Origin of the sequence: Mycetocola sp. (assembly GCF_046716805.1) — a bacterium.
In the GTDB taxonomy this organism is placed as follows: Bacteria; Actinomycetota; Actinomycetes; order Actinomycetales; family Microbacteriaceae; genus Mycetocola_A.
Genome location: NZ_JBKJWH010000131.1, coordinates 1 through 18547 on the forward strand (window position 1 = coordinate 1; position 18547 = coordinate 18547).

The 18547-nt window shown below is 67.3% G+C and carries 16 protein-coding genes and 1 pseudogene; 12 read left to right on the forward strand and 5 right to left on the reverse strand.

The features are described 5' to 3' along the window. The 6 genes from ACLQ62_RS10505 to ACLQ62_RS10530 form a co-directional block, all read left to right on the forward strand. The coding region (locus tag ACLQ62_RS10505; RefSeq protein ID WP_411721585.1) for an ABC transporter permease subunit at positions 1 to 594 on the forward strand (594 nt) is incomplete at its 5' end. A 61-nt stretch (positions 595 to 655) separates the two neighbouring features. Further along, on the forward strand, positions 656 to 1978 hold the full coding sequence (locus ACLQ62_RS10510) for a hypothetical protein (RefSeq protein WP_411721586.1): 1323 nt from the start codon (positions 656 to 658) through the stop codon (positions 1976 to 1978). Positions 1979 to 2081: 103 nt separating this feature from the next. Continuing rightward, complete coding sequence (gene araB, locus ACLQ62_RS10515) at positions 2082 to 3722, forward strand: ribulokinase (protein WP_411721599.1); 1641 nt, start codon at positions 2082 to 2084, stop codon at positions 3720 to 3722. Beyond that, the gene (locus ACLQ62_RS10520) at positions 3719 to 4459 is read left to right on the forward strand and encodes an L-ribulose-5-phosphate 4-epimerase (protein ID WP_411721587.1); all 741 of its coding nucleotides are present in this window, start codon (positions 3719 to 3721) and stop codon (positions 4457 to 4459) included. The genes araB and ACLQ62_RS10520 overlap by 4 nt, the downstream gene beginning before the upstream one ends. Positions 4460 to 4543: 84 nt before the next feature. Continuing rightward, complete coding sequence (gene araA, locus ACLQ62_RS10525) at positions 4544 to 6061, forward strand: L-arabinose isomerase (RefSeq protein ID WP_411721588.1); 1518 nt, start codon at positions 4544 to 4546, stop codon at positions 6059 to 6061. 181 nt (positions 6062 to 6242) lie between these two features. Beyond that, positions 6243 to 7331: a glycerate kinase gene (locus ACLQ62_RS10530; protein ID WP_411721589.1), complete on the forward strand. Its 1089-nt coding sequence runs from the start codon at positions 6243 to 6245 to the stop codon at positions 7329 to 7331. Between the two features lie 91 nt (positions 7332 to 7422). Here the strand turns inward: ACLQ62_RS10530 and ACLQ62_RS10535 are convergent, their stop codons facing one another. Both ACLQ62_RS10535 and ACLQ62_RS10540 read right to left on the reverse strand, forming a co-directional pair. Continuing rightward, a complete protein-coding gene (locus ACLQ62_RS10535) occupies positions 7423 to 8502 on the reverse strand; it encodes a Gfo/Idh/MocA family protein (protein WP_411721590.1) in 1080 nt (359 codons plus the stop codon). After that, a complete protein-coding gene (locus ACLQ62_RS10540; RefSeq protein ID WP_411721591.1) occupies positions 8487 to 9185 on the reverse strand; it encodes a ThuA domain-containing protein in 699 nt (232 codons plus the stop codon). Before ACLQ62_RS10540 ends, ACLQ62_RS10535 begins: the two co-directional genes overlap by 16 nt. Positions 9186 to 9314: 129 nt before the next feature. Between ACLQ62_RS10540 and ACLQ62_RS10545 the strand changes: the two genes are divergently transcribed. Further along, positions 9315 to 10106, forward strand: a complete 792-nt coding sequence (locus tag ACLQ62_RS10545; RefSeq protein ID WP_411721592.1) for a ZIP family metal transporter — start codon at positions 9315 to 9317, stop codon at positions 10104 to 10106. 298 nt (positions 10107 to 10404) lie between these two features. On the opposite strand, the gene ACLQ62_RS10550 is transcribed toward ACLQ62_RS10545, so the two are convergent. Next, complete coding sequence (locus ACLQ62_RS10550) at positions 10405 to 11391, reverse strand: N-acetylglucosamine kinase (protein WP_411721593.1); 987 nt, start codon at positions 11389 to 11391, stop codon at positions 10405 to 10407. A 93-nt stretch (positions 11392 to 11484) separates the two neighbouring features. On the opposite strand from ACLQ62_RS10550, the gene ACLQ62_RS10555 reads away from it, so the two are divergent. From ACLQ62_RS10555 to ACLQ62_RS10575, 5 genes are read left to right on the forward strand one after another with little or no spacing between them, the layout of a single operon-like run. Continuing rightward, a complete protein-coding gene (locus ACLQ62_RS10555) occupies positions 11485 to 12453 on the forward strand; it encodes a MurR/RpiR family transcriptional regulator (RefSeq protein WP_411721594.1) in 969 nt (322 codons plus the stop codon). After that, positions 12446 to 13201 carry a sugar isomerase domain-containing protein gene (locus ACLQ62_RS10560; RefSeq protein WP_411721595.1) on the forward strand — a complete coding sequence of 252 codons (756 nt, stop codon included), beginning with the start codon at positions 12446 to 12448 and terminating at the stop codon, positions 13199 to 13201. The genes ACLQ62_RS10555 and ACLQ62_RS10560 overlap by 8 nt, the downstream gene beginning before the upstream one ends. A 47-nt stretch (positions 13202 to 13248) precedes the next feature. Next, positions 13249 to 14655 carry an N-acetylglucosamine/diacetylchitobiose ABC transporter substrate-binding protein gene (gene ngcE, locus ACLQ62_RS10565; protein ID WP_411721600.1) on the forward strand — a complete coding sequence of 469 codons (1407 nt, stop codon included), beginning with the start codon at positions 13249 to 13251 and terminating at the stop codon, positions 14653 to 14655. After that, positions 14652 to 15668, forward strand: coding sequence for a carbohydrate ABC transporter permease (locus tag ACLQ62_RS10570; RefSeq protein ID WP_411721596.1), 1017 nt, complete (start codon positions 14652 to 14654; stop codon positions 15666 to 15668). Before ngcE ends, ACLQ62_RS10570 begins: the two co-directional genes overlap by 4 nt. After that, positions 15665 to 16573, forward strand: coding sequence for a carbohydrate ABC transporter permease (locus tag ACLQ62_RS10575; protein ID WP_411721597.1), 909 nt, complete (start codon positions 15665 to 15667; stop codon positions 16571 to 16573). The genes ACLQ62_RS10570 and ACLQ62_RS10575 overlap by 4 nt, the downstream gene beginning before the upstream one ends. A gap of 152 nt (positions 16574 to 16725) precedes the next feature. On the opposite strand, the gene xylB is transcribed toward ACLQ62_RS10575, so the two are convergent. Further along, positions 16726 to 18123: a xylulokinase gene (gene xylB / locus ACLQ62_RS10580; protein WP_411721598.1), complete on the reverse strand. Its 1398-nt coding sequence runs from the start codon at positions 18121 to 18123 to the stop codon at positions 16726 to 16728. 135 nt (positions 18124 to 18258) lie between these two features. Then, positions 18259 to 18547: pseudogene (locus ACLQ62_RS10585) on the reverse strand (xylose isomerase); the annotation flags it as partial.

The following is an 18547-nucleotide window of genomic DNA, read 5'->3' on the forward strand; positions in this document are numbered from 1 at the left end:
ACCCGCACCGGCCGTCAGAAGTACGGCCAGGATGTGGAGCCGATCGTCTGGTTCGTCGCCAAGCTCGGGCTCATCGCCGTCGCGATCGGCTTCTTCGCCTACGCACTCGCGTCGTACAAGGGCATCCCGGTGACGTTGATCGTTCTCGCGGTTCTCGTGCTCATCTACGGCATCATCATGAACCGGAGCGTCTTCGGCCGCCACGTCTACGCGATCGGCGGGAACCGCCATGCCGCTGAACTGTCCGGCATCAAGACGCGCAAGACCGACTTCCTGCTCTTCGTGAACATGGGAGTGCTCGCAGCTCTCGCCGGCCTGATCTTCACGGCGCGCCTCAACCTGGCCGGGCCGAAGGCCGGCGACGGGTTCGAGCTGGAAGCCATCTCGGCCGCCTTCATCGGTGGAGCCGCGGTGCAGGGCGGTGTCGGCACCATCGGCGGCGCGATCATCGGTGGTCTGATCATCGGCGTGCTCAACAACGGCATGTCCATCCTCGGCCTTGGAATCGAGTGGCAGCAGGCTGTCAAGGGCCTGGTCCTGCTCCTCGCCGTCGCCTTCGACGTCTACAACAAGCGTCGCTCGGGCGGAAAGTAAGGACCCTGCGGTCGCCGGCGTCGTGCCGGTGACCCGCGCAATTCCCAGGAAAGAGAAGCGGATGCCCCTCCTTGGCGCGCTCACGGATGGTGCGCGGCTGATCGCTGTGCTCGGCGACCTGCCAGCGGCCGACGGCGTACCCGTTCTCGGCGTGGAGTCTCTCCTCCTGCCCTTTCAGAGCGTTGCCGACAACGTCCTCCTCGGTTCGGAGGCAACCGGCGGGTTCTTCCTGCGCAAGCAGAACCGGGAGCTGCGTGCCGTCGAACTGCTCGACCGGGTCGGCCTCGCCGTGCCGCCGACAACGCCGGTCCTCGAACTCGACGCCGTCGACCAGCGCCTGGTCGAGCTGGCCGGGGCGCTGGGGAGGTCGCCGGCGTGCATCCTCGTCGACGACCGCTCGAGCAGCTTTAACGACGACGAGGTTCGGCGCTGGCACACCGCTCTCGCCCGCGCGGGGGAGGTTGCGCCGACCCTGATCGCCGTGAACACCCTCGCCGACCTGCAGCTCAGCCCGGGTGCGATCGACCTCGTCGCGGTCGTTCGAAACGGAACGGTGGCGGGAACGGCCCCGCCCACCGACGTCGACGGTCTGATGGCCCTGCTCGTCGGGGACGACGCCACTCCGCCGAGAGAAAGCAGCCCATTCGGACCTGTCGTCCTCGAGCTCGATCGCGTCTCTGTTTCTCACCCGGTCCGCCGTGAGCGGCTGCTCGTCGAGGACGTCTCTCTGACCGCGCGAGCCGGCGAGATCCTGGGGCTGGCCTATGCGCAGGACCTCGTGCTCGGCGTTTTCGGTGCATCCTCCGGAGGCGAGGTCAGCGGAACGATCCTGCTGGACGGCAAGCCCGCCGATCTGTCCACGGTCGAGCGAGCCATCGCCTCCCGGGTGCTCTTCATTTCCGAACATCCGCCCACCTACGACATCGGTCTCGTCGGCGGCATCCCGACGAACGTTTCGGGCGAATCGCTGGCCCGGCTCGCCCGGATCGGAGTGATCGACCGTCGTCGGGCGTACTGGCCGCGGCGCGCGCCATCGATGCTTCTCGACGCGATCGCCTCGCGGTCCCGGCCATCCACCGCCGCGATGAACGAGATTCTGGCGGGTTGGGCGAAGAACCCGCCCCGAGTGGCGATGATCACCGAACCGTTCTCCGGCCTTTCGCCCGCCGAGCGTGAGGAGCGCCGAGAGCTGATCGAGCGCATCGCAGCGGCCGGTGCGGCTGTGATTCTCGAAGCAGCCGAACCGACCCAACTCGTGGGGGTGAGCGACCGCCTCGTCCTGCAGCGCGGACGACGACTCTCCGCCGAGCTCAGCGGGCAGGACGCGACCCTTCGGGGGCTCGCTGCTTTTCGCATCCGCACTGAATTCCGACCTGAGATTTGAGGACCATGTGACGAACACCCAGCCGCAAGCCCCCGGGCGACACGAGAACGAGGGAGCCCAGCCGGCTTCCGGGAACGCAGGAACGCAGGGCAGCGAGAGTTACGTGATCGGCATCGACTACGGCACGCTCTCCGGCCGTGCCGTCGTCGTGCGGGTGTCGGACGGTGCGGAACTCGGCAGCGCAGTGCTCGACTACCCACATGCGGTTATGGACACCACCCTCGCCGCATCCGGAAAGCGGCTGCCGCCGGACTGGGCGCTGCAGGTGCCACAGGACTACGTCGACGTTCTCAAATCAGCTGTGCCCGAGGCCGTGAAGCTGGCCGGCATCGACCCGTCCGCCGTGATCGGCATCGGCACCGACTTCACCGCGTGCACGATGGTCCCCACGCTTGCCGACGGCACCCCGCTCAGCGAACTGCCCGAGTACGCCGACCGACCGCACGCCTATGTGAAGCTCTGGAAGCACCACGCCGCCCAGTCGCAAGCCGACCGGATCACCGAACTCGCGGCATCCCGCGGTGAAAGCTGGCTGCCTCGATACGGTGGACTGATCTCGAGCGAATGGGAGTTCGCGAAAGGGCTGCAGCTGCTCGAAGAGGACCCCGAGCTGTACGAGCGGATGGACCACTGGGTCGAAGCCGCTGACTGGATCGTCTGGCAGCTGACCGGCGAGTACGTTCGCAACGCCTGCACCGCCGGTTACAAGGGCATCTACCAGGACGGTGAGTACCCCGGCCGCGACTACCTGGCCGCCCTGAACCCGGACTTCGCCGACTTCGTGTCCACGAAACTCGACCACCGGATCGGCCAGCTCGGGGATGCCGCCGGCCGGCTCTCCGCGCAGGCGGCCGAGTGGACGGGGCTCCCAGAGGGCATCGCCGTTGCCGTGGGCAACGTCGACGCGCACGTGGCCGCTCCTGCCGCCCGAGGCGTGGGGCCCGGCCAGATGGTCGCCATCATGGGCACGTCCACCTGCCATGTGATGAACAGCGATCAGCTCGTCGAGGTGCCCGGCATGTGCGGGGTCGTCGATGGCGGCATCGTCGCCGGGCTCTACGGTTACGAGGCCGGCCAGTCCGGAGTCGGTGACATCTTCGCCTGGTACGTCAAGAACCAGGTGCCGGAGGGCTACTACGAGGCAGCCGCCGCCGCTGATCTGAGCATCCACCAGTATCTGACCCGGCTGATCCAGGACCAGCCGGTCGGCGCCCACGGGCTGATCGCCCTGGACTGGCAGTCGGGCAACCGCTCCGTGCTTGTCGATCATGAACTCTCCGGGGTCGTGCTCGGCACCACCCTGACGACCCGTGCCGAGGAGATCTACCGCGCCTTGTTCGAGGCGACAGCGTTCGGCACCCGGGTGATTGTCGAGACGTTCAATGCCTCCGGAGTGCCCGTGACCGAGTTCATCGTCGCCGGGGGGCTGCAGAAGAACCCGTTCCTCATGCAGATCTATTCGAACGTACTGCGGATGCCGATCTCCACCATCGCGAGCGACCAAGGCCCCGCGCTCGGATCCGCCATCCATGCCGCCGTCGCTGCCGGCGCATACCCCGACGTGCAGTCGGCCGGCCAGGCGATGGGCAAGGTCAACAGAAACATGTTCACCCCGGACGAGGAGGCGGCAGCAGCATACGACCGACTTTTCGCCGAATACCGGGAACTGCACGATTACTTCGGGCGCGGCGGCAACGACGTCATGCACCGGTTACGCCAACTGAAGAGAGAGGCCCTCGCGTGAACACGTTCTCCCCTGAAATCGAGGTCGCGATCGCACGGGTGCGTGCGGACGTCGCTCGCCTGCACGGCGAACTGGTGCGATACGGCCTCGTCGTCTGGACCGGCGGAAACGTCTCCGGTCGTGTGCCGGGTGCGGAGCTGTTCGTGATCAAACCGTCCGGTGTGTCGTATGACGACCTGGCACCCGAGAACATGATTCTGTGCGACCTCGACGGCTCCGTCATCCCCGGTACCCCCGGGGCGGACCGGTCACCCTCGAGCGACACGGCCGCCCACGCCTACGTCTACCGGCACATGCCTGAGGTCGGCGGCGTCGTGCACACCCACTCCACTTATGCCGTGGCCTGGGCGGCGCGCAACGAACCGATCCCCTGTGTGATCACCGCGATGGCCGACGAGTTCGGCGACGTGATCCCCGTCGGGCCGTTCGCGATCATCGGCGACGACTCGATCGGGCGAGGAATCGTCGAAACCCTCACCGGGCACCGCAGTCGCGCCGTGCTCATGGCCAACCATGGGCCGTTCACCATCGGCACCAACGCGAGGGATGCCGTCAAAGCCGCAGTCATGGTCGAGGACGTCGCGCGAACCGTGCACATCTCCCGCCAGCTCGGTGCGCCGGTCGCCATGCCGCAAGCCGCCATCGATTCCCTGTTCGACCGTTACCAGAACGTCTACGGCCAGGCGCCGCAGGGCGCGCTCGCCAACTCCCCAGACACCGCCGGGCTGGTCGAGTAGGCCGCCTGGGCCGTGTCGAGACCATCACCGTGCGTCCCGACCATCACATCCTCCTCATTCATCCGACTCCGAAGGACGCACCACATGCCTGAACTCTCCACCTCACTCGACGCGTACGAAGTCTGGTTCCTCACCGGGAGCCAGAACCTCTACGGCGAAGAGACCTTGAAGCAGGTGGCCGACCAGTCGCAGGAGATCGCGCGGACGCTGGCCGCAGCATCCGATGTGCCGGTAAAAGTGGTCTGGAAGCCGGTGCTCAAGGATTCCGAGTCGATCCGGCGTGCGGCGCTCGACGCGAACTCGGATGACAAGGTCATCGGGCTGATTGCGTGGATGCACACGTTCTCTCCCGCGAAGATGTGGATCGCCGGCCTGGACGCGTTACGGAAGCCGCTGATGCACCTGCACACCCAGGCGAACGTCGCCCTGCCGTGGGGTGAGATCGACTTCGATTTCATGAATTTGAACCAGGCCGCTCACGGCGACCGGGAGTTCGGCTACATCCAGACCCGGCTCGGGGTCTCCCGCAAGACCGTCGTCGGTCATGTCTCCAACCCCGCTGTCACTGCCCAGGTCGGCACCTGGATGCGCGCGGCCGCCGGCTGGGCCGCCACCCACGAACTCAAGCTCGCCCGATTCGGCGACAACATGCGTTACGTCGCCGTCACCGAGGGCGACAAGACCGAGGCGGAGTTGCGGTTCGGTGTGCAGGTCAACACCTGGGGAGTGAACGACCTGGCGGATGCCGTCTCCGCGGCATCCGAGAGCGACATCGACGCCCTCGTGGCTGAGTACGAAGAGCTGTACGACGTCGCCGCGGAGCTGCGCAAGGGCGGCGACCGCCACTCCTCCCTCCGTGACGGAGCGGCGATCGAGATCGGGCTGCGTTCCTTCCTCGAGGAGGGCGGGTTCGGTGCCTTCACCACCTCGTTCGAGGACCTCGGCGCGCTCAAGCAGCTGCCCGGCCTCGCCGTGCAGCGGCTCATGGCCGATGGCTACGGTTTCGGCGCCGAGGGGGATTGGAAGACAGCCATCCTCGTGCGTGCGGCATCCGTCATGGGAGCCGGCCTTCCCGGCGGAGCGTCGCTCATGGAGGATTACACCTACCACCTCGTGCCGGGGGAGGAACAGATCCTCGGCGCCCACATGCTCGAGGTCAGCCCGGGGCTCAGCTCGGCGAAGCCGACGCTCGAGATCCACCCGCTCGGCATCGGCGGCAAGGACGACCCGGTCCGCCTGGTTTTCAACGCCGACCCGGGCCCCGCCGTCGTCGTCGCGATGAGCGACATGCGTGACCGGTTCCGCCTGGTCGCGAACGTCGTCGACGTGATCGAGCCGGCCGAAGCACTGCCCAATCTCCCGGTGGGGCGCGCGGTATGGAAACCGCAGCCGTCGTTAGCGACCTCGGCGGCGGCGTGGCTCACCGCCGGGGCCGCTCACCACACGGTCATGACGACCGCAGTGGGCGTTGAGGTGTTTCGCGACTTCGCCGAGATTGCGGGCATCGAACTGCTCGTCATCGACGATGCCACCACCCTGGACGGGTTCTCCCGCGAGGTGCGCTGGAACAACGCGTACTACCGGCTCGCGCAGGGGTTCTGACGCGGGTCGGGAGGGGCGCTGGCTGGCAGCATCCGCCCCTCCTGTTCTCAACTGCGGAGATTCTCGGTCGAAGGGGGCCGAACGCGGCCGGGTCGCTCGTTTTCGGCAGATTCTCCGAAGTGACGAACCGTCGGCCGGGTGTGACCACCGAGTGGCAACGCGGCATGGCAGTGTTGAACGCATGACAGACCTCCGAGTGGCGATTGCCCCTGACTCCTTCAAAGGCACAGCGACCGCCATCGAGGTGACGACGGCGCTCGCCGAGGGCTGGCTCGCGGCCCGTCCAGGTGACTCCCTGATCCGGATGCCGCTCGCCGACGGCGGCGAAGGAACCCTCGACGCGTTCGAGCTCGCCGTCCCGGGCGCCCGGCGGATGCCGGTGACGGTCGCTGGGCCGGATGGGCGGCAGGTCGAGGCGAGCTGGGTACTCCTGCCGGACAACTCGGGTGTGGTCGAACTCGCTGTCACGAGCGGCATCACACTGCTCGACCCGCTGCAGCCGATGGACGCGCACACCCTCGGTTTCGGGCAGGCCATCGCCGCCGCCATCGACTCCGGTGTCGACCGGCTCTACCTTGCCATCGGCGGAAGTTCGTCGACCGACGGCGGCGTCGGCGCCCTCACCGGGCTCGGCGCCGCGTTCTACGACGCGGACGGCCGGCCGATTGCCCCAGGCGGGCGCGGTCTCGCCGCGGTGGCGTCCATCGATACCTCGCACCTGCGCGCGGTGCCGGCCGGTGGGGCTGTCATCCTCAGCGATGTGACGAACCCGCTGCTGGGCATGAGCGGAGCGGCAGCGGTGTTCGGTCCGCAGAAGGGTGCCAGCGAAGCGCAGGTCGCCGAACTCGACGCCGGCCTTCGCCGCCTGTCCCCCATCCTCGGCGCGGACCCCGAGACGCCGGGTGCGGGCGCGGCCGGTGGCACCGGTTTCGGCCTCATCGCCTGGGGCGCGGTGATCGCATCCGGGGCCGCTGCGGTCGGCGAGGTGATGCGCGCGCCTGAGGCCGTGGCATCCGCAACCGTCGTCATCACCGGCGAGGGCCGGTTCGACCGCCAGTCCAACGCCGGCAAGGTGCCGTCGTACGTACGCTCGCTCGCCGAAGCGGCCGGAGCGACGCCGTTGCTCGTCGCCGGCGTCATCACTGCGGAGCCCACCGGTTTCGCCGCCGCCGTCTCCCTGACCGAACTTTCCGGCAGCGCGGATGCCGCGATGACCGAGACGGTGCACTGGCTGCGGGAGGCGGGCGCGCGGCTGGCGCGAACCCTGTAGCCGCACCACCCGCGGCACCTGCTCACCCGTGGCGGACGGATGCACCCGGCGTGCCGCGTGCTCCGGTCCGGAACGGGTGCATTGGTGCGGATCAGCTCAGCGGAACCGCGGCGGGGCGCTCCGCCGTACTGCCGACGCGCTCAGCCTGGCCGCTCGCGGCGGACCGCAGCACCGACTCGAGCACGTCCAGCACGTGGAACGCGAGCCGCCCGCCGGCGCGAGGCTCGGCATCCGGGGGTGTGTCGGCGAGATCGGCCAGCCCGAACCCGCGCCCGCTGTCGCGGTAGCCGGCGCTCACCGGCAGGTCTGTCCAGTCGTCCGAGCCCAGGGCGAAATGCCGCACCGTTCCCTGGAACCCGTTGGGGTCGGGCACCGCGAGGCTGCCGGCATCCCCGTGCACCTCGATCGGAGCAGCGGTGGTCGCCACAGCGTCGAAGCTCATCAGCAGGGTCGAGATCGCCCGGGACTCGTGGGTCAGGATGCCGGCGACGTGCGTGTCGATGGACACCGGCACGCTCTCACCCTTCCTTGCGCCCGACCCGATCGTGCGCGTGGAGCGCAAACGGCTCGCGGCGCCCGCCACCCGGGTCACCGGTCCGAGCAGGGTGACCAGCGCGGTGACGTAGTACGGTCCCATGTCGAGCAACGGCCCGCCGCCCGCCGCATAGTAGAAGTCGGGATTCGGATGCCAGCGCTCGTGCCCAGGGGTCACCATCGTTGCCGTCGCGGCGAACGGAGTGCCGATCAGCCCGTCGTCGATCGCCCTCCGCGCGGTCTGGATGCCGGTTCCGAGCACCGTGTCCGGCGCACAGCCCACACGAACGCCGGCTGCCGCGGCGGCGTCGAGAACCTGCCGCGCCTCGGCAGTCGTTGCAGCGAGCGGCTTCTCGCCGTACACGTCTTTTCCGGCGGCGATGGCCCGGAGCGCGATCGAAGCATGCGCGGCCGGGATCGTCAGGTTGAGCACCGTATCGACCGTCGGATCGGCGAGCAGCTCGTCGACCGAGCAGGCCCGCACTCCGGGGTGCTCCGCAGCGACAGCTTCGGCTCGAGCCAGGTCGAGGTCGGCGACGGCGACCAGCCGAAGCTGCGGCAGTCGCGGAAGGTTCGCCAGGTACTGAGCCGAAATCGCCCCCACCCCGATGATGCCGACGTTCAACGGCTCGCCCACAGCAGCCCTCTCTCGATGATCGTCCGCACGTTCGGGTTCTGCAGCACGTCGAGGCTGTGCCCCGGAGTCGCGACGAAGATGCGTCCATCACCCCACAGCCGGGTCCAGACCGCCGGAGACATCACCTCCCGGTGCCACGGGTCGCCGTCGCGTACCCTCTGCGTCGTGGTGGCGAGCACGTCGTTGAGGTTGTCGGAGAGCACCCAGTACTGCTCCGTCTCCAGCTCGAAGTCCGCTATTCCCTCGGTGATCGGATGCCGCCGGCCGAGTTCGGTCATCGCTACGGTGTACGGCACGACGTTGTCCGCATCCCCGCCGTGCCTCTCCTCCGCCGGCTTGCCGGGGTGGCTCGCGAATTGCCCGCCGACGAGGTGGAGGTAGTCGCTCGACGCGCGGAAGGAATCCGCGATGCCGCCATGCCAGCCTGCCAGCCCGGTGCCGGCCCTCACCGCCGACGTGAGCCCGGCGAGCTCGTCGGCCTCGATCGTCGACATCGTCACACACTGCACAATGAGATCGACGGATGCCATCACGCCGTCGTCCGCGTAGACAGCCGTCGACTCCTCGACCTGCACCACAAAACCGGAGGCGACGAGGTGCGGCACGAACAGGTCGGTGGCGGCAACGGGGGAATGGCCCTCCCAGCCTCCGCGGACGATCAGCGCTTGTCGTTGCAACGTCATCCTGCGTCTCCTCGTCGAGCGGCCGCTTCGCGCGCGCGTGCACCGATGCTACGGGGCACTTCCCGTGAGCGCGAGTGAGCGCCCGTCAAGTACCTTTTCTGCGCGGCGCGGCTGATTCATACTGGCGGCATGGGCCAGACCCTGTTATTCGGCGCAATCGCGTCGAGTGCTCTCGTGCTCGGTGCCGTGATCGGGGTGCGCTTCGAGCTGCCGAAGCGGGTCCTCGCCATCCTGCTCTCCTTCGCCGCGGGGGCGCTGATCACGGCGCTGAGTTTCGAACTCTTCGAGGACGCCTATGAACGTGGCGGCATCTGGCGTGCGATCATCGGGCTGCTTGCCGGGGCGCTCGTCTTCACGGCGCTCAGCGCTCTGCTCGATCGCTGGGCCCAAGCCGGGTCGCGAACGAAACCGGCGGACGAGTACCAGGGAAGCGCCAAACTCGACACGGATGCCGCGGCAACCGACAAAGCGGCGACCTCGGCATCGACGCGGGGTGCGGCGGGTATGGCCCTGCTCGCTGCTGTAACCCTTGACGGCGTGCCGGAGAACGTCGCGCTGGGGGTGTCGCTCGGCGAGGGAACCGGAGGTCTCGCCCTGCTCGCCGCGATCTTCGTGTCGAACTTTCCTGAGGCGCTCGTCGGCGCCTCATCGATGCGCAGCCAGGGCAGGACGCGCACGTCGATCCTCGGCCTGTGGACAGCGTGCGCGGTGCTGCTCGTGATCGCCGTCGTGGTTGGGGCAGGACCATTGTCGAGCAGCGACCCGGAGACCATCTCCCTCCCGCTCGCGTTCGCCGCGGGCGCGGTCATCGCATCGCTCGCCGACACGCTGATGCCTGAGGCGTACGAACATGGCGGCCCCGCGGTGGCGATGAGCACGGCCGCGGGTTTTGCGCTGTCCTTCGCTTTGTCGCTCGCCTGACGGCGCCATTACAGGGGGCATCTGGCGTCCAGAACCTGAGGATCCCTTGGATGTCAAGCGGTCGGTGTTTTTGCACAGGTCACGGAATCCCGGGTGACCCTGGCCGGTGTCGAGAGCTCCCGCGTCCGCACTGACTGGCCCGAGCGCACCGGCTTCTCTCCGACGGGCCGAGGAACCGAGTCCTCTCCAGTGAGCGCGCCGAACTGCCGCCCTCCTTCGACGACGCCCTCGACAGGCTGGCGCGGGAATGGGACCTTGCGGCACACGCCTGACGTCGCCTGCTGGTGCGACGATCCGTTCAGCGCAGGCCGGCCAGGGTGGCAACGATCCGCTGGAAGACGTCGGCACCGACCTCGACGCCCGCCGATCGAAGGCTGAGGACGATAGCGCCGACCATGCCGTCAGGCACCTGGTGGGTCGTAGTCACCAGTCCTGAGGCGGCCGCCGCCGCAGACAGCGACTGAGCGACGACCCCCTCCTGCGCCAGGATGCTCCCGCCCAGAACCAGCGGACCGGTCACGTTCGGCGAAGCGATCGCCTGGAACAGGCCGGCAAGCGCTTCGGCTGCGTCGGCGAGGATCGACCCCGCCGTGGCATCGTCGGCAACGGCGAAGGCCAGCGGCGCGAACCGGGACAGTTCGATGGGCCGCAGCCGGTACAGCGCGTCCGTGGCGAGGCGCAGCGACTCGAGTCGGCCATGCACGATCCGCTGCCCCGTCGCCGGGATACCGAGCTCCTCGAGCAGCAGGGCGGTGAGACCGGTCGGGCCAGCCCGTCCGTCGAGCGTGGCCATGACAGCGCGGGCGACCCGGTGTCCGATCCAGAAGCCGGAACCGACGTCTCCGAGCAGCCAGCCAAGGCCGTCCGCCGACCGTTCGACCTCGCCACGACGCACCCGGATGCCGGCAGATCCGGTTCCGGCGACCACACCATACCCTTCGGGCTCCCAGGTGCCCGAGAAGAAGGTGGCGAGAAGGTCGGACTCCAGCCGGATCGCGCCTGTGAAGCCCCGCTTCTTCATCGGTTGCGAAATCCAGTCCGTCGAGGCGTTGACACTCATCCCAGCCATGGCCATGAGCACCGAATCGATGTGCGACGGCGCCACCCCGGCAGATTTCACCGCGGCCTCCGCGGCGAGAACCAGCTGGGCGGATGCATACTCCGTTCCTGAGGAGATCGGATTTCCACTTCCCGCCCGGGCATACGAAACGCAGTTGCCGGTCCGGTCGACGAGGGTGGCGCGGGTGGAAGTGCCACCGGCGTCGAGAGCGAGGAGGAAAGGCATCGTTACCAATTCGTAGTGCAGCGTCGTTGACCGGGAAGAACTCTAAGAATAGTTTTCAGTCAAGCGATAAGCCAGTGAAACGGATTTTCAGCTATGACGACGACGTCACCGACCCGCACCACCGAAGGCGGTGTCCGTGCATCCCATCGCATCCGGGCAAATCTGCCACAGATGTCGAGCGTCATGGTGAAAATCGCCGAACTGCTCCTGGAACATCCCACCGCCCCGCTCGAACTGTCCATCACCGAACTCGCGGAGCGGGCGGGAACATCCGCTGCCACGGTCACCCGGTTCTGCCGGTTGATTGGATACTCCGGCTATGTCCAGTTCCGCGTCGGCGTCGCCAGTGACGTCGGGCGCGGCGACGCCCACGAGTCCTGGCGGGCCGACATCGGCCGCGAGTTCGACCCTGACGACTCTCCGCGGGATGTGCTCGGCACGCTGCTGAACTCCCACATGCATTCGCTTCAGTCGACGGCTGATCGCATCGACCTCGATGCCGTCGCTGCACTTGCACGGCGGATGAGCGTCTGCAGCCATCTGGACATCTATGGGATCGGCGGCAGCGCGGGCATGGCCGCCGAGATGCAGAGCCGCCTCTATCGCATCGGCATCAACGCCCACTGTTGGGGGGAGGTGCACGGTGGACTCACGAGCGCGGCAATCCTCGACGAAGGAGCGATGGCGCTCGGCATCTCGAACACGGGACGGACCGAGGAAACCATTCAGATGCTCTCCCAGGCGAAATCGTCCGGCGCCTTCACGATCGCTCTGACCAACGATGCTGACTCGCCGCTCGCGGAACTCGCCGACGTCACGGTGATCACCGCGGCACCGGAGCTCTACCTGCAGCCGGATGATCTGTCGGCCAAGCATTCGCAACTGTTCGTTCTCGACCTGCTGTACCTGCTCGTGGCCCAACTCGACTTCACCGAAATCGCCACCCGGCTCGCGGCATCCGCGATGGCCGTGTCCGAACATCGCCGCCCTGCCCATCCGGTGCGCGGACCTCGCCGGGCCACCCAGACCCAACCAATCGCCGGGAGTACCGCACATGTCTGACCTCGTCCCGGAATTCCTTTCTCAAGCGACCAGCCGCCTCGAGGCGATCGCCGCAACCGCCGCCGACGGCGGATATGACGAGGCGATCGACCTGATCGTCACAGCCCTCGACAACGGCGGTGTGCTGCAAGCGTTCGGGACCGGTCACTCGCAAGCCTTCGCGATGGAAATCGCCGGCCGCGCCGGAGGATTGATCCCAACCAACAACCTCGCCCTCCGCGATGTGGTCCTGCACGGCAGCCGGGACGTGTCGGCGCTCGGCGGATCGAATCTCGAGCGTGACCCATCCGTCGTCGACGAGCTGTTCACCGTCTCGCCCATCAACCCGGCCGACGTCTTCCTCATCGCGTCGAACTCGGGCGTCAACGGATCGATCGTGGGCGTTGCGCTCCGGGCGAAGGAACTCGGCCACAAGGTCATCGCCGTCACGAGCATCGAGCACACCAATGCGGTCGAACCCAAGCACCCGAGCGGCAAGCGCCTCAGCGAAATCGCGGACGTCGTTCTCGACAACCGGGCGCCGTTCGGCGACACGACGCTCGCCCTGCCCGGCGACATCGGAGTGGGAGCGATCTCGTCCATCACGTCGGCGTTCATCGCACAGCTCCTCACCATCGAGGTGTCCAGCCGGATCTCCGAGCGCGGATCGGTTCCGCCGCTCTACATCTCGGCGAACATCCCCGGGGGAGACGAACACAACTCCGCCCTCGAGAACCTCTACCGCGACCGCATCCGACGCACCGCCTGAACCTCGCCCCGACAGCCCCACCACACGGAAGGTACACAAACACCATGATGAACATCCAGAACGTCACGATGGACCGGAGGAACGTCCTCCGGGGCGCTGTTGCCGCCGCGATCCTCATTCCCCTCGGTTCGTCCCTCGCCTCCTGTGCCACCGGAGGACCGACCGCCCCCGCCCCCGGCGGAGCGGTCTCCGCGAAGAACCCGTTCGGTGTGGCCGCAGACTCGACGGTTGACTCGGTCATCTTCGACGGCGGCTACGGCGTCGACTACGTCGAGTACGCGGCGAAGATTCTCGAGAAGAACCACGACGGCGTGACCGCCAAGGTCGCCTCGTCGACGCAGATCGGCCAGGAACTGCAGCCGCGCTTCGTCGGCGGCAACCCGCCAGACCTCATCGACAACTCAGGTGCACAGGCGATCGGCTTCAACACGATTCTCGAGCAACTCGAGGACCTGACGGATGTCATCGACGCCGACAACCTGGAGGGCGACACCATCCGGGACACGCTCTACGGCGGAGTGCTCAAGCCGGGAACCTTCGACGGCAAGCTCGCCGCGATCAACTACGTGCTGACCGTCTACGCCGTCTGGTACTCCTCAACCCTGTTCGAGGAGAACGGCTGGACGCCTCCGATCACCTGGGCTGAAGCTCTCGAGCTCGGCGCGAAGGCCAAGGCGGCCGGGAAGTTCCTGTTCGCCTTCGGCAAGGAAGCGGCGACGTACTACCAGACCCTCGCCATCGAATCCGCGATCAAGGAGGGCGGCGACGAAGTGCGCCTCGCCCTCGAAAACCTCGAGGAGGGCTGCTGGTCGCTGCCCGCAGTCCAGAGCGTCTTCGAAGCGATGCACGAAGTCATTGCGGCCGGCTACATGAAGCCGGGTGGATCTGGGACCCAGTTCACCGCAGCCCAGGCACAGTGGAGCAACGACATGGAAGCACTGTTGTACCCGTCCGGTTCCTGGATCGAGAACGAGATGAAAGACAACACGGCAGAGAACTTCGCCATGAAGGGCTTCGCCGCTCCAATCGTCTCCTCCGATTCCGCCATGCCGCCGGAGGCGCTGCACTCCACCGCAGGCGAGCCGTTCATTGTGCCTTCGCAGGGCAAGAACGTCGCCGGTGGCAAGGAACTGCTCCGCACGATGCTGTCGAAGGATGCCGCGACGAACTTCGCGAAGACGAAGCTCGCCCCGACCATCGTCAAGGGCCTCGTCCCTGCGGACGGCTTCGGCTCGACCGCCCTGGTCTCCCAGACCGACATGCTCGACGCCGCCGGTGAGAACATCTTCACCTGGGGCTTCGTCGACCTGTACGGCACCAACGCCGACCAACTTGTCGTCTGGAACACGTTCCTCGAAGGCAAGTCCGATGTCGCCGCCCTCACCTCGGCCCTCCAGGCTATTACCGACAAGGTGCGGGAAGACGACTCGGTGAACAAAATCGAGATCAAATGACAGCGGCCGGCGCAGACCCGGGGCGCGCGATTGCCGCAACCCTGGCACCCTCCGGCGGTCGAAAGACCGCCGGAGGGCGCCGGCGCAAGCTCACCGTCGACTACGTGACTTTCATGGTGGTCTTCCTCGGGCTACCGCTGGCGATCTTCCTGATCTTCGTGATCTGGCCGTTCATCCAGGCCGTGTTCTACTCGCTGACCGACTGGTCGGGGTTCAGCCCGGAGATGAACATCATCGGGGTCGAGAACTACATCCGGCTCTTCAACGACGACATCTTCATGATCGCGCTGTGGAACAACGTCCTCCTCGCCATCGTCGTTCCGCTCGTCACCATTGTGCTGTCGCTCGCGCTCGCCACGATGGTCACCGTGGGCGGTCCGAGCCACGGTCCCATCCGGGGCCTCCGCAATTCCAGTTTCTACCGGGTGGTCTCGTTCTTCCCGTACGTCATCCCCGCGATCATCATCGGCATCCTCTGGAGCCAGATCTACACTCCCGGAGGACTGCTCAACGGCATGCTCGGGCTCGTGGGCCTGGACATGTTCGAGTCGTTCCCGTGGCTCGGTGATGAAGACACCGCCATGGGCGCCACGATTTTCGTCATCGTGTGGAGCTTCGTCGGCTTCTACATGGTGCTCTTCGTTGCCGCCATCAAGGGCGTCCCGGCCGAAACCTACGAGGCCGCTCGCATCGACGGTGCCGGGCGTGCTCGCACGGCGTTCTCGATCACGATCCCGCTCATCCGCGACAACATTCAGACGGCATACATCTACCTCGGAATTCTGGCGCTCGACGCCTTCGTCTACATGCAGGCGCTCAACCCCGGCGGTGGGCCGAACAACTCCACCCTGGTGATGAGCCAGCAATTGTTCCGGACCGCGTTCAACAAGGGAGAGTTCGGCCAGGCCAGCGCGATGGGTGTCATCCTCGCGGTCGTCACCCTGATCTTCGCCGCGCTCGTCTTTCTCGTCAATCGCCTCACCGGCGGCAGAGAAGAGAGGGGCAGGGTATGACGACCCAGGCCATCACCACGGCGGGTGCGACGCCGAGCACGACCAAACCGGCCTTCACCCGCAAACCGAAGAACACCGCGGGCGACAAGGCGGTCGGCGCGATCTCGCACACCGTGCTCATCATCTGGTCCCTGATCGTCATCCTCCCCCTCGTGTGGACGCTGATGACGAGCTTCAAGACGACGAGGGAGATCTTCGCGTCGCCGTTCTCCCTGCCGGCGAACTGGAACTTCGACAACTACGTCTCAGCCTGGACCCAGGAGGGGATCGGGAGCTACTTCCTCAACACGGTCATCGTTGTCGGGTTCGCCCTCGTCATCGTCATGATCCTCGGGGCGATGTGTGCGTACGTGCTCGCGCGGTACAAATTCTTCGGCAGCCGGGCGATCTACTACCTCATGCTCGCGGGGCTCACCTTCCCGATCTTCCTCGCGATCGTGCCGCTGTTCTTCGTTCTCCGCAACATCGGGCTCCTGAACACGCTGCCCGGGCTGATCCTCACCTATGTGGCGTTCGCACTGCCGTTCACCGTGTTCTTCCTGTACTCCTTCTTCAAGGGGCTTCCGGACGAGATCGCCGAAGCCGCAGCGATCGACGGCGCAGGGGAGTGGCGCACCTTCTTCCAGGTGATGCTGCCCATGGCGAAACCGGGAATGGCATCCGTCGCGATCTTCAACTTCCTGGGCCTCTGGAACCAGTTCCTGCTGCCGGTCGCGTTGAACACGAACAAGAACAACTACGTCCTCTCCCAGGGCATGGCGTCGTTTGCCTCGTCGGCGGGCTACGCGGTGGATTTCGGTGCACTGTTCGCCGCTGTGGTGATCACGATCGTGCCGGTGCTCATCGCGTACGTGATCTTCCAGCGCCAGCTGCAGGGTTCGGTCAGCCAGGGGACGATGAAGTGACCGGCCCCGCTTCCCGATGAACGGATGCGCGGTGAGACGGATGCCACGGCCTCCGTTCGCCCGTTCGATACGCGCAAAAGCACCTCAGCGGCGTCGCTGCGGTGCTTTTGCGTACCCGGAAGGCGGGGCGTTGAGAGCCCAGGATGCGCCGGTCAGGCTCGGCGTGCCCGGTACTGCTCCCGGATGACCGGGCGGAAGTCCACGGGGGGCTCCGCGACGATCGAGAGCGGCCAGTCCGGTCGCTCACCGGTCAGCGTCCCCCCGGCCTGCGCGGCGGCACCGGTCGCGACGTACTCGCCCGGTGTCGGAATCACGACAGGCACATCGAAGACCTGAGCGGCGATCCGCTGGACGGCGGGGTTCTGCGCCGCCCCGCCGACGATGAGAATGCGGCGCGCCTCGACGCCCTGAGCGCGAACCGCCTCGAGCCCATCGGCCAGGCCGCAGAGCAGGCCCTCGATCGCGGCCCTCGCGAGGTTCTCGCGGGTGGTCGAGCCGAGCGTCATGCCGAGGAGTGAAGCGGTAGCGTCCGGCAGGTTCGGCGTGCGTTCGCCTTCGAAGTAGGGCTGGAGTACGAGTCCGCCCGCTCCGGGCTCAGCTGCGAGCGCGAGAGTGCCCAGCTCGTCATGGGAAACACCGAGGAGGGCGGCGATGGCGTCGAGGATGCGGGCCGCATTGAGCGTGGCGATGAGGGGGAGGAAAAGTCCTGAGGCGTCGGCGAACCCGGCGACCGTGCCCGTGGCATCCGTCGCGGGAGTTTCGGTGACGGCGAAGACGGTTCCGCTGGTTCCGATGGAGACGACGACGTCACCGGCTGCAGCGCCGAGGCCGAGTGCCGCGCCCGCGTTGTCGCCGGCGCCCGGCCCGACGAGGACGCCCGCCGGGGTGGTGCCCGCCTTCTCGCCCGGGGCGAGCACGCGGGGAAGCACCGCGGAATGGCCGAGGGCGCGCTCGAAGAGATCGAGGTCGTACTCTCCCGTGACCGCGGACCAGTAGGCGGTTCCGGATGCGTCGGACCGGTCGGTGGTCAGCTCCTCGAGCACCGGCCCGAGCGGCGATTCGCCGGCCGGACCGAACCCGCGGAGGCGCCAGGTCAGCCAGTCGTGGGGCAGCGCGACGGCGGCAACACGGGCCGCGTTCTCGGGTTCGGCGTCGCGCAGCCAGCGGAGCTTCGACGCCGTGAACGACGCAACCGGCACGACGCCGACCCGCCGGGCGTACTCGCTCGCGCCGACTTCGGCGATCAGGTCGCGAGCGGCCTGCGCGCTGCGGGTGTCATTCCAGAGGAGAGCGTCGCGGATCACCCGGCCGCCCTCGTCAAGAACCACCATGCCGTGCTGCTGCCCGGCGATCGAAATCGCCGCGACATCGTCGAGCCCACCGGCCGCGGCGATCGCCGACGAGAGCGCGTCCCACCAGGCGGACGGCGCGACTTCAGTGCCCACCGGATGCGGCGCGCGGCCCTGCCGCTCGATCCGCCCGGTGGCGGAATCCGCGATCAGGATCTTGCAGCTCTGGGTCGAGGAATCGACGCCGGCGACGAGGGGCATGGTTGAACCTTCCGAGATGTAGGGCGCATAACTCCGCCAATTCTCGCCCCGGTTCCCGCGGCCAGTGGTGGTGCTGCGAGAAACCGGGTGGGACGCAAGGATGGAGGCGGAGTTATGCGTCTGTTCGTGGTGCGATCAGCGAGCGTTGAGCAGGTGCTCGAGCGCGAGCTGCTGCAGACGCACGAAGCCGAAGCCCTTGCCGTTGAAATAGGCGTTCGCGTCGAAGTCCTCGTAGGCGGAGCGGTCGGCGAGCAGGTCGTCGAAGCTCTCCCCGTCGGCGAGAGTGGTGTTGGAGAGCTCGTCCACGCGCGAGGCCGCGAGCGCTTCCTGAACCTCGGGGTCCGCCCGGAACGCCGCAGCGCGCTCCTTGAGCAGGAGGTAGGTGCGCATGTTCGCTGCTGCAGAGTCCCAGACTCCGGTCTCG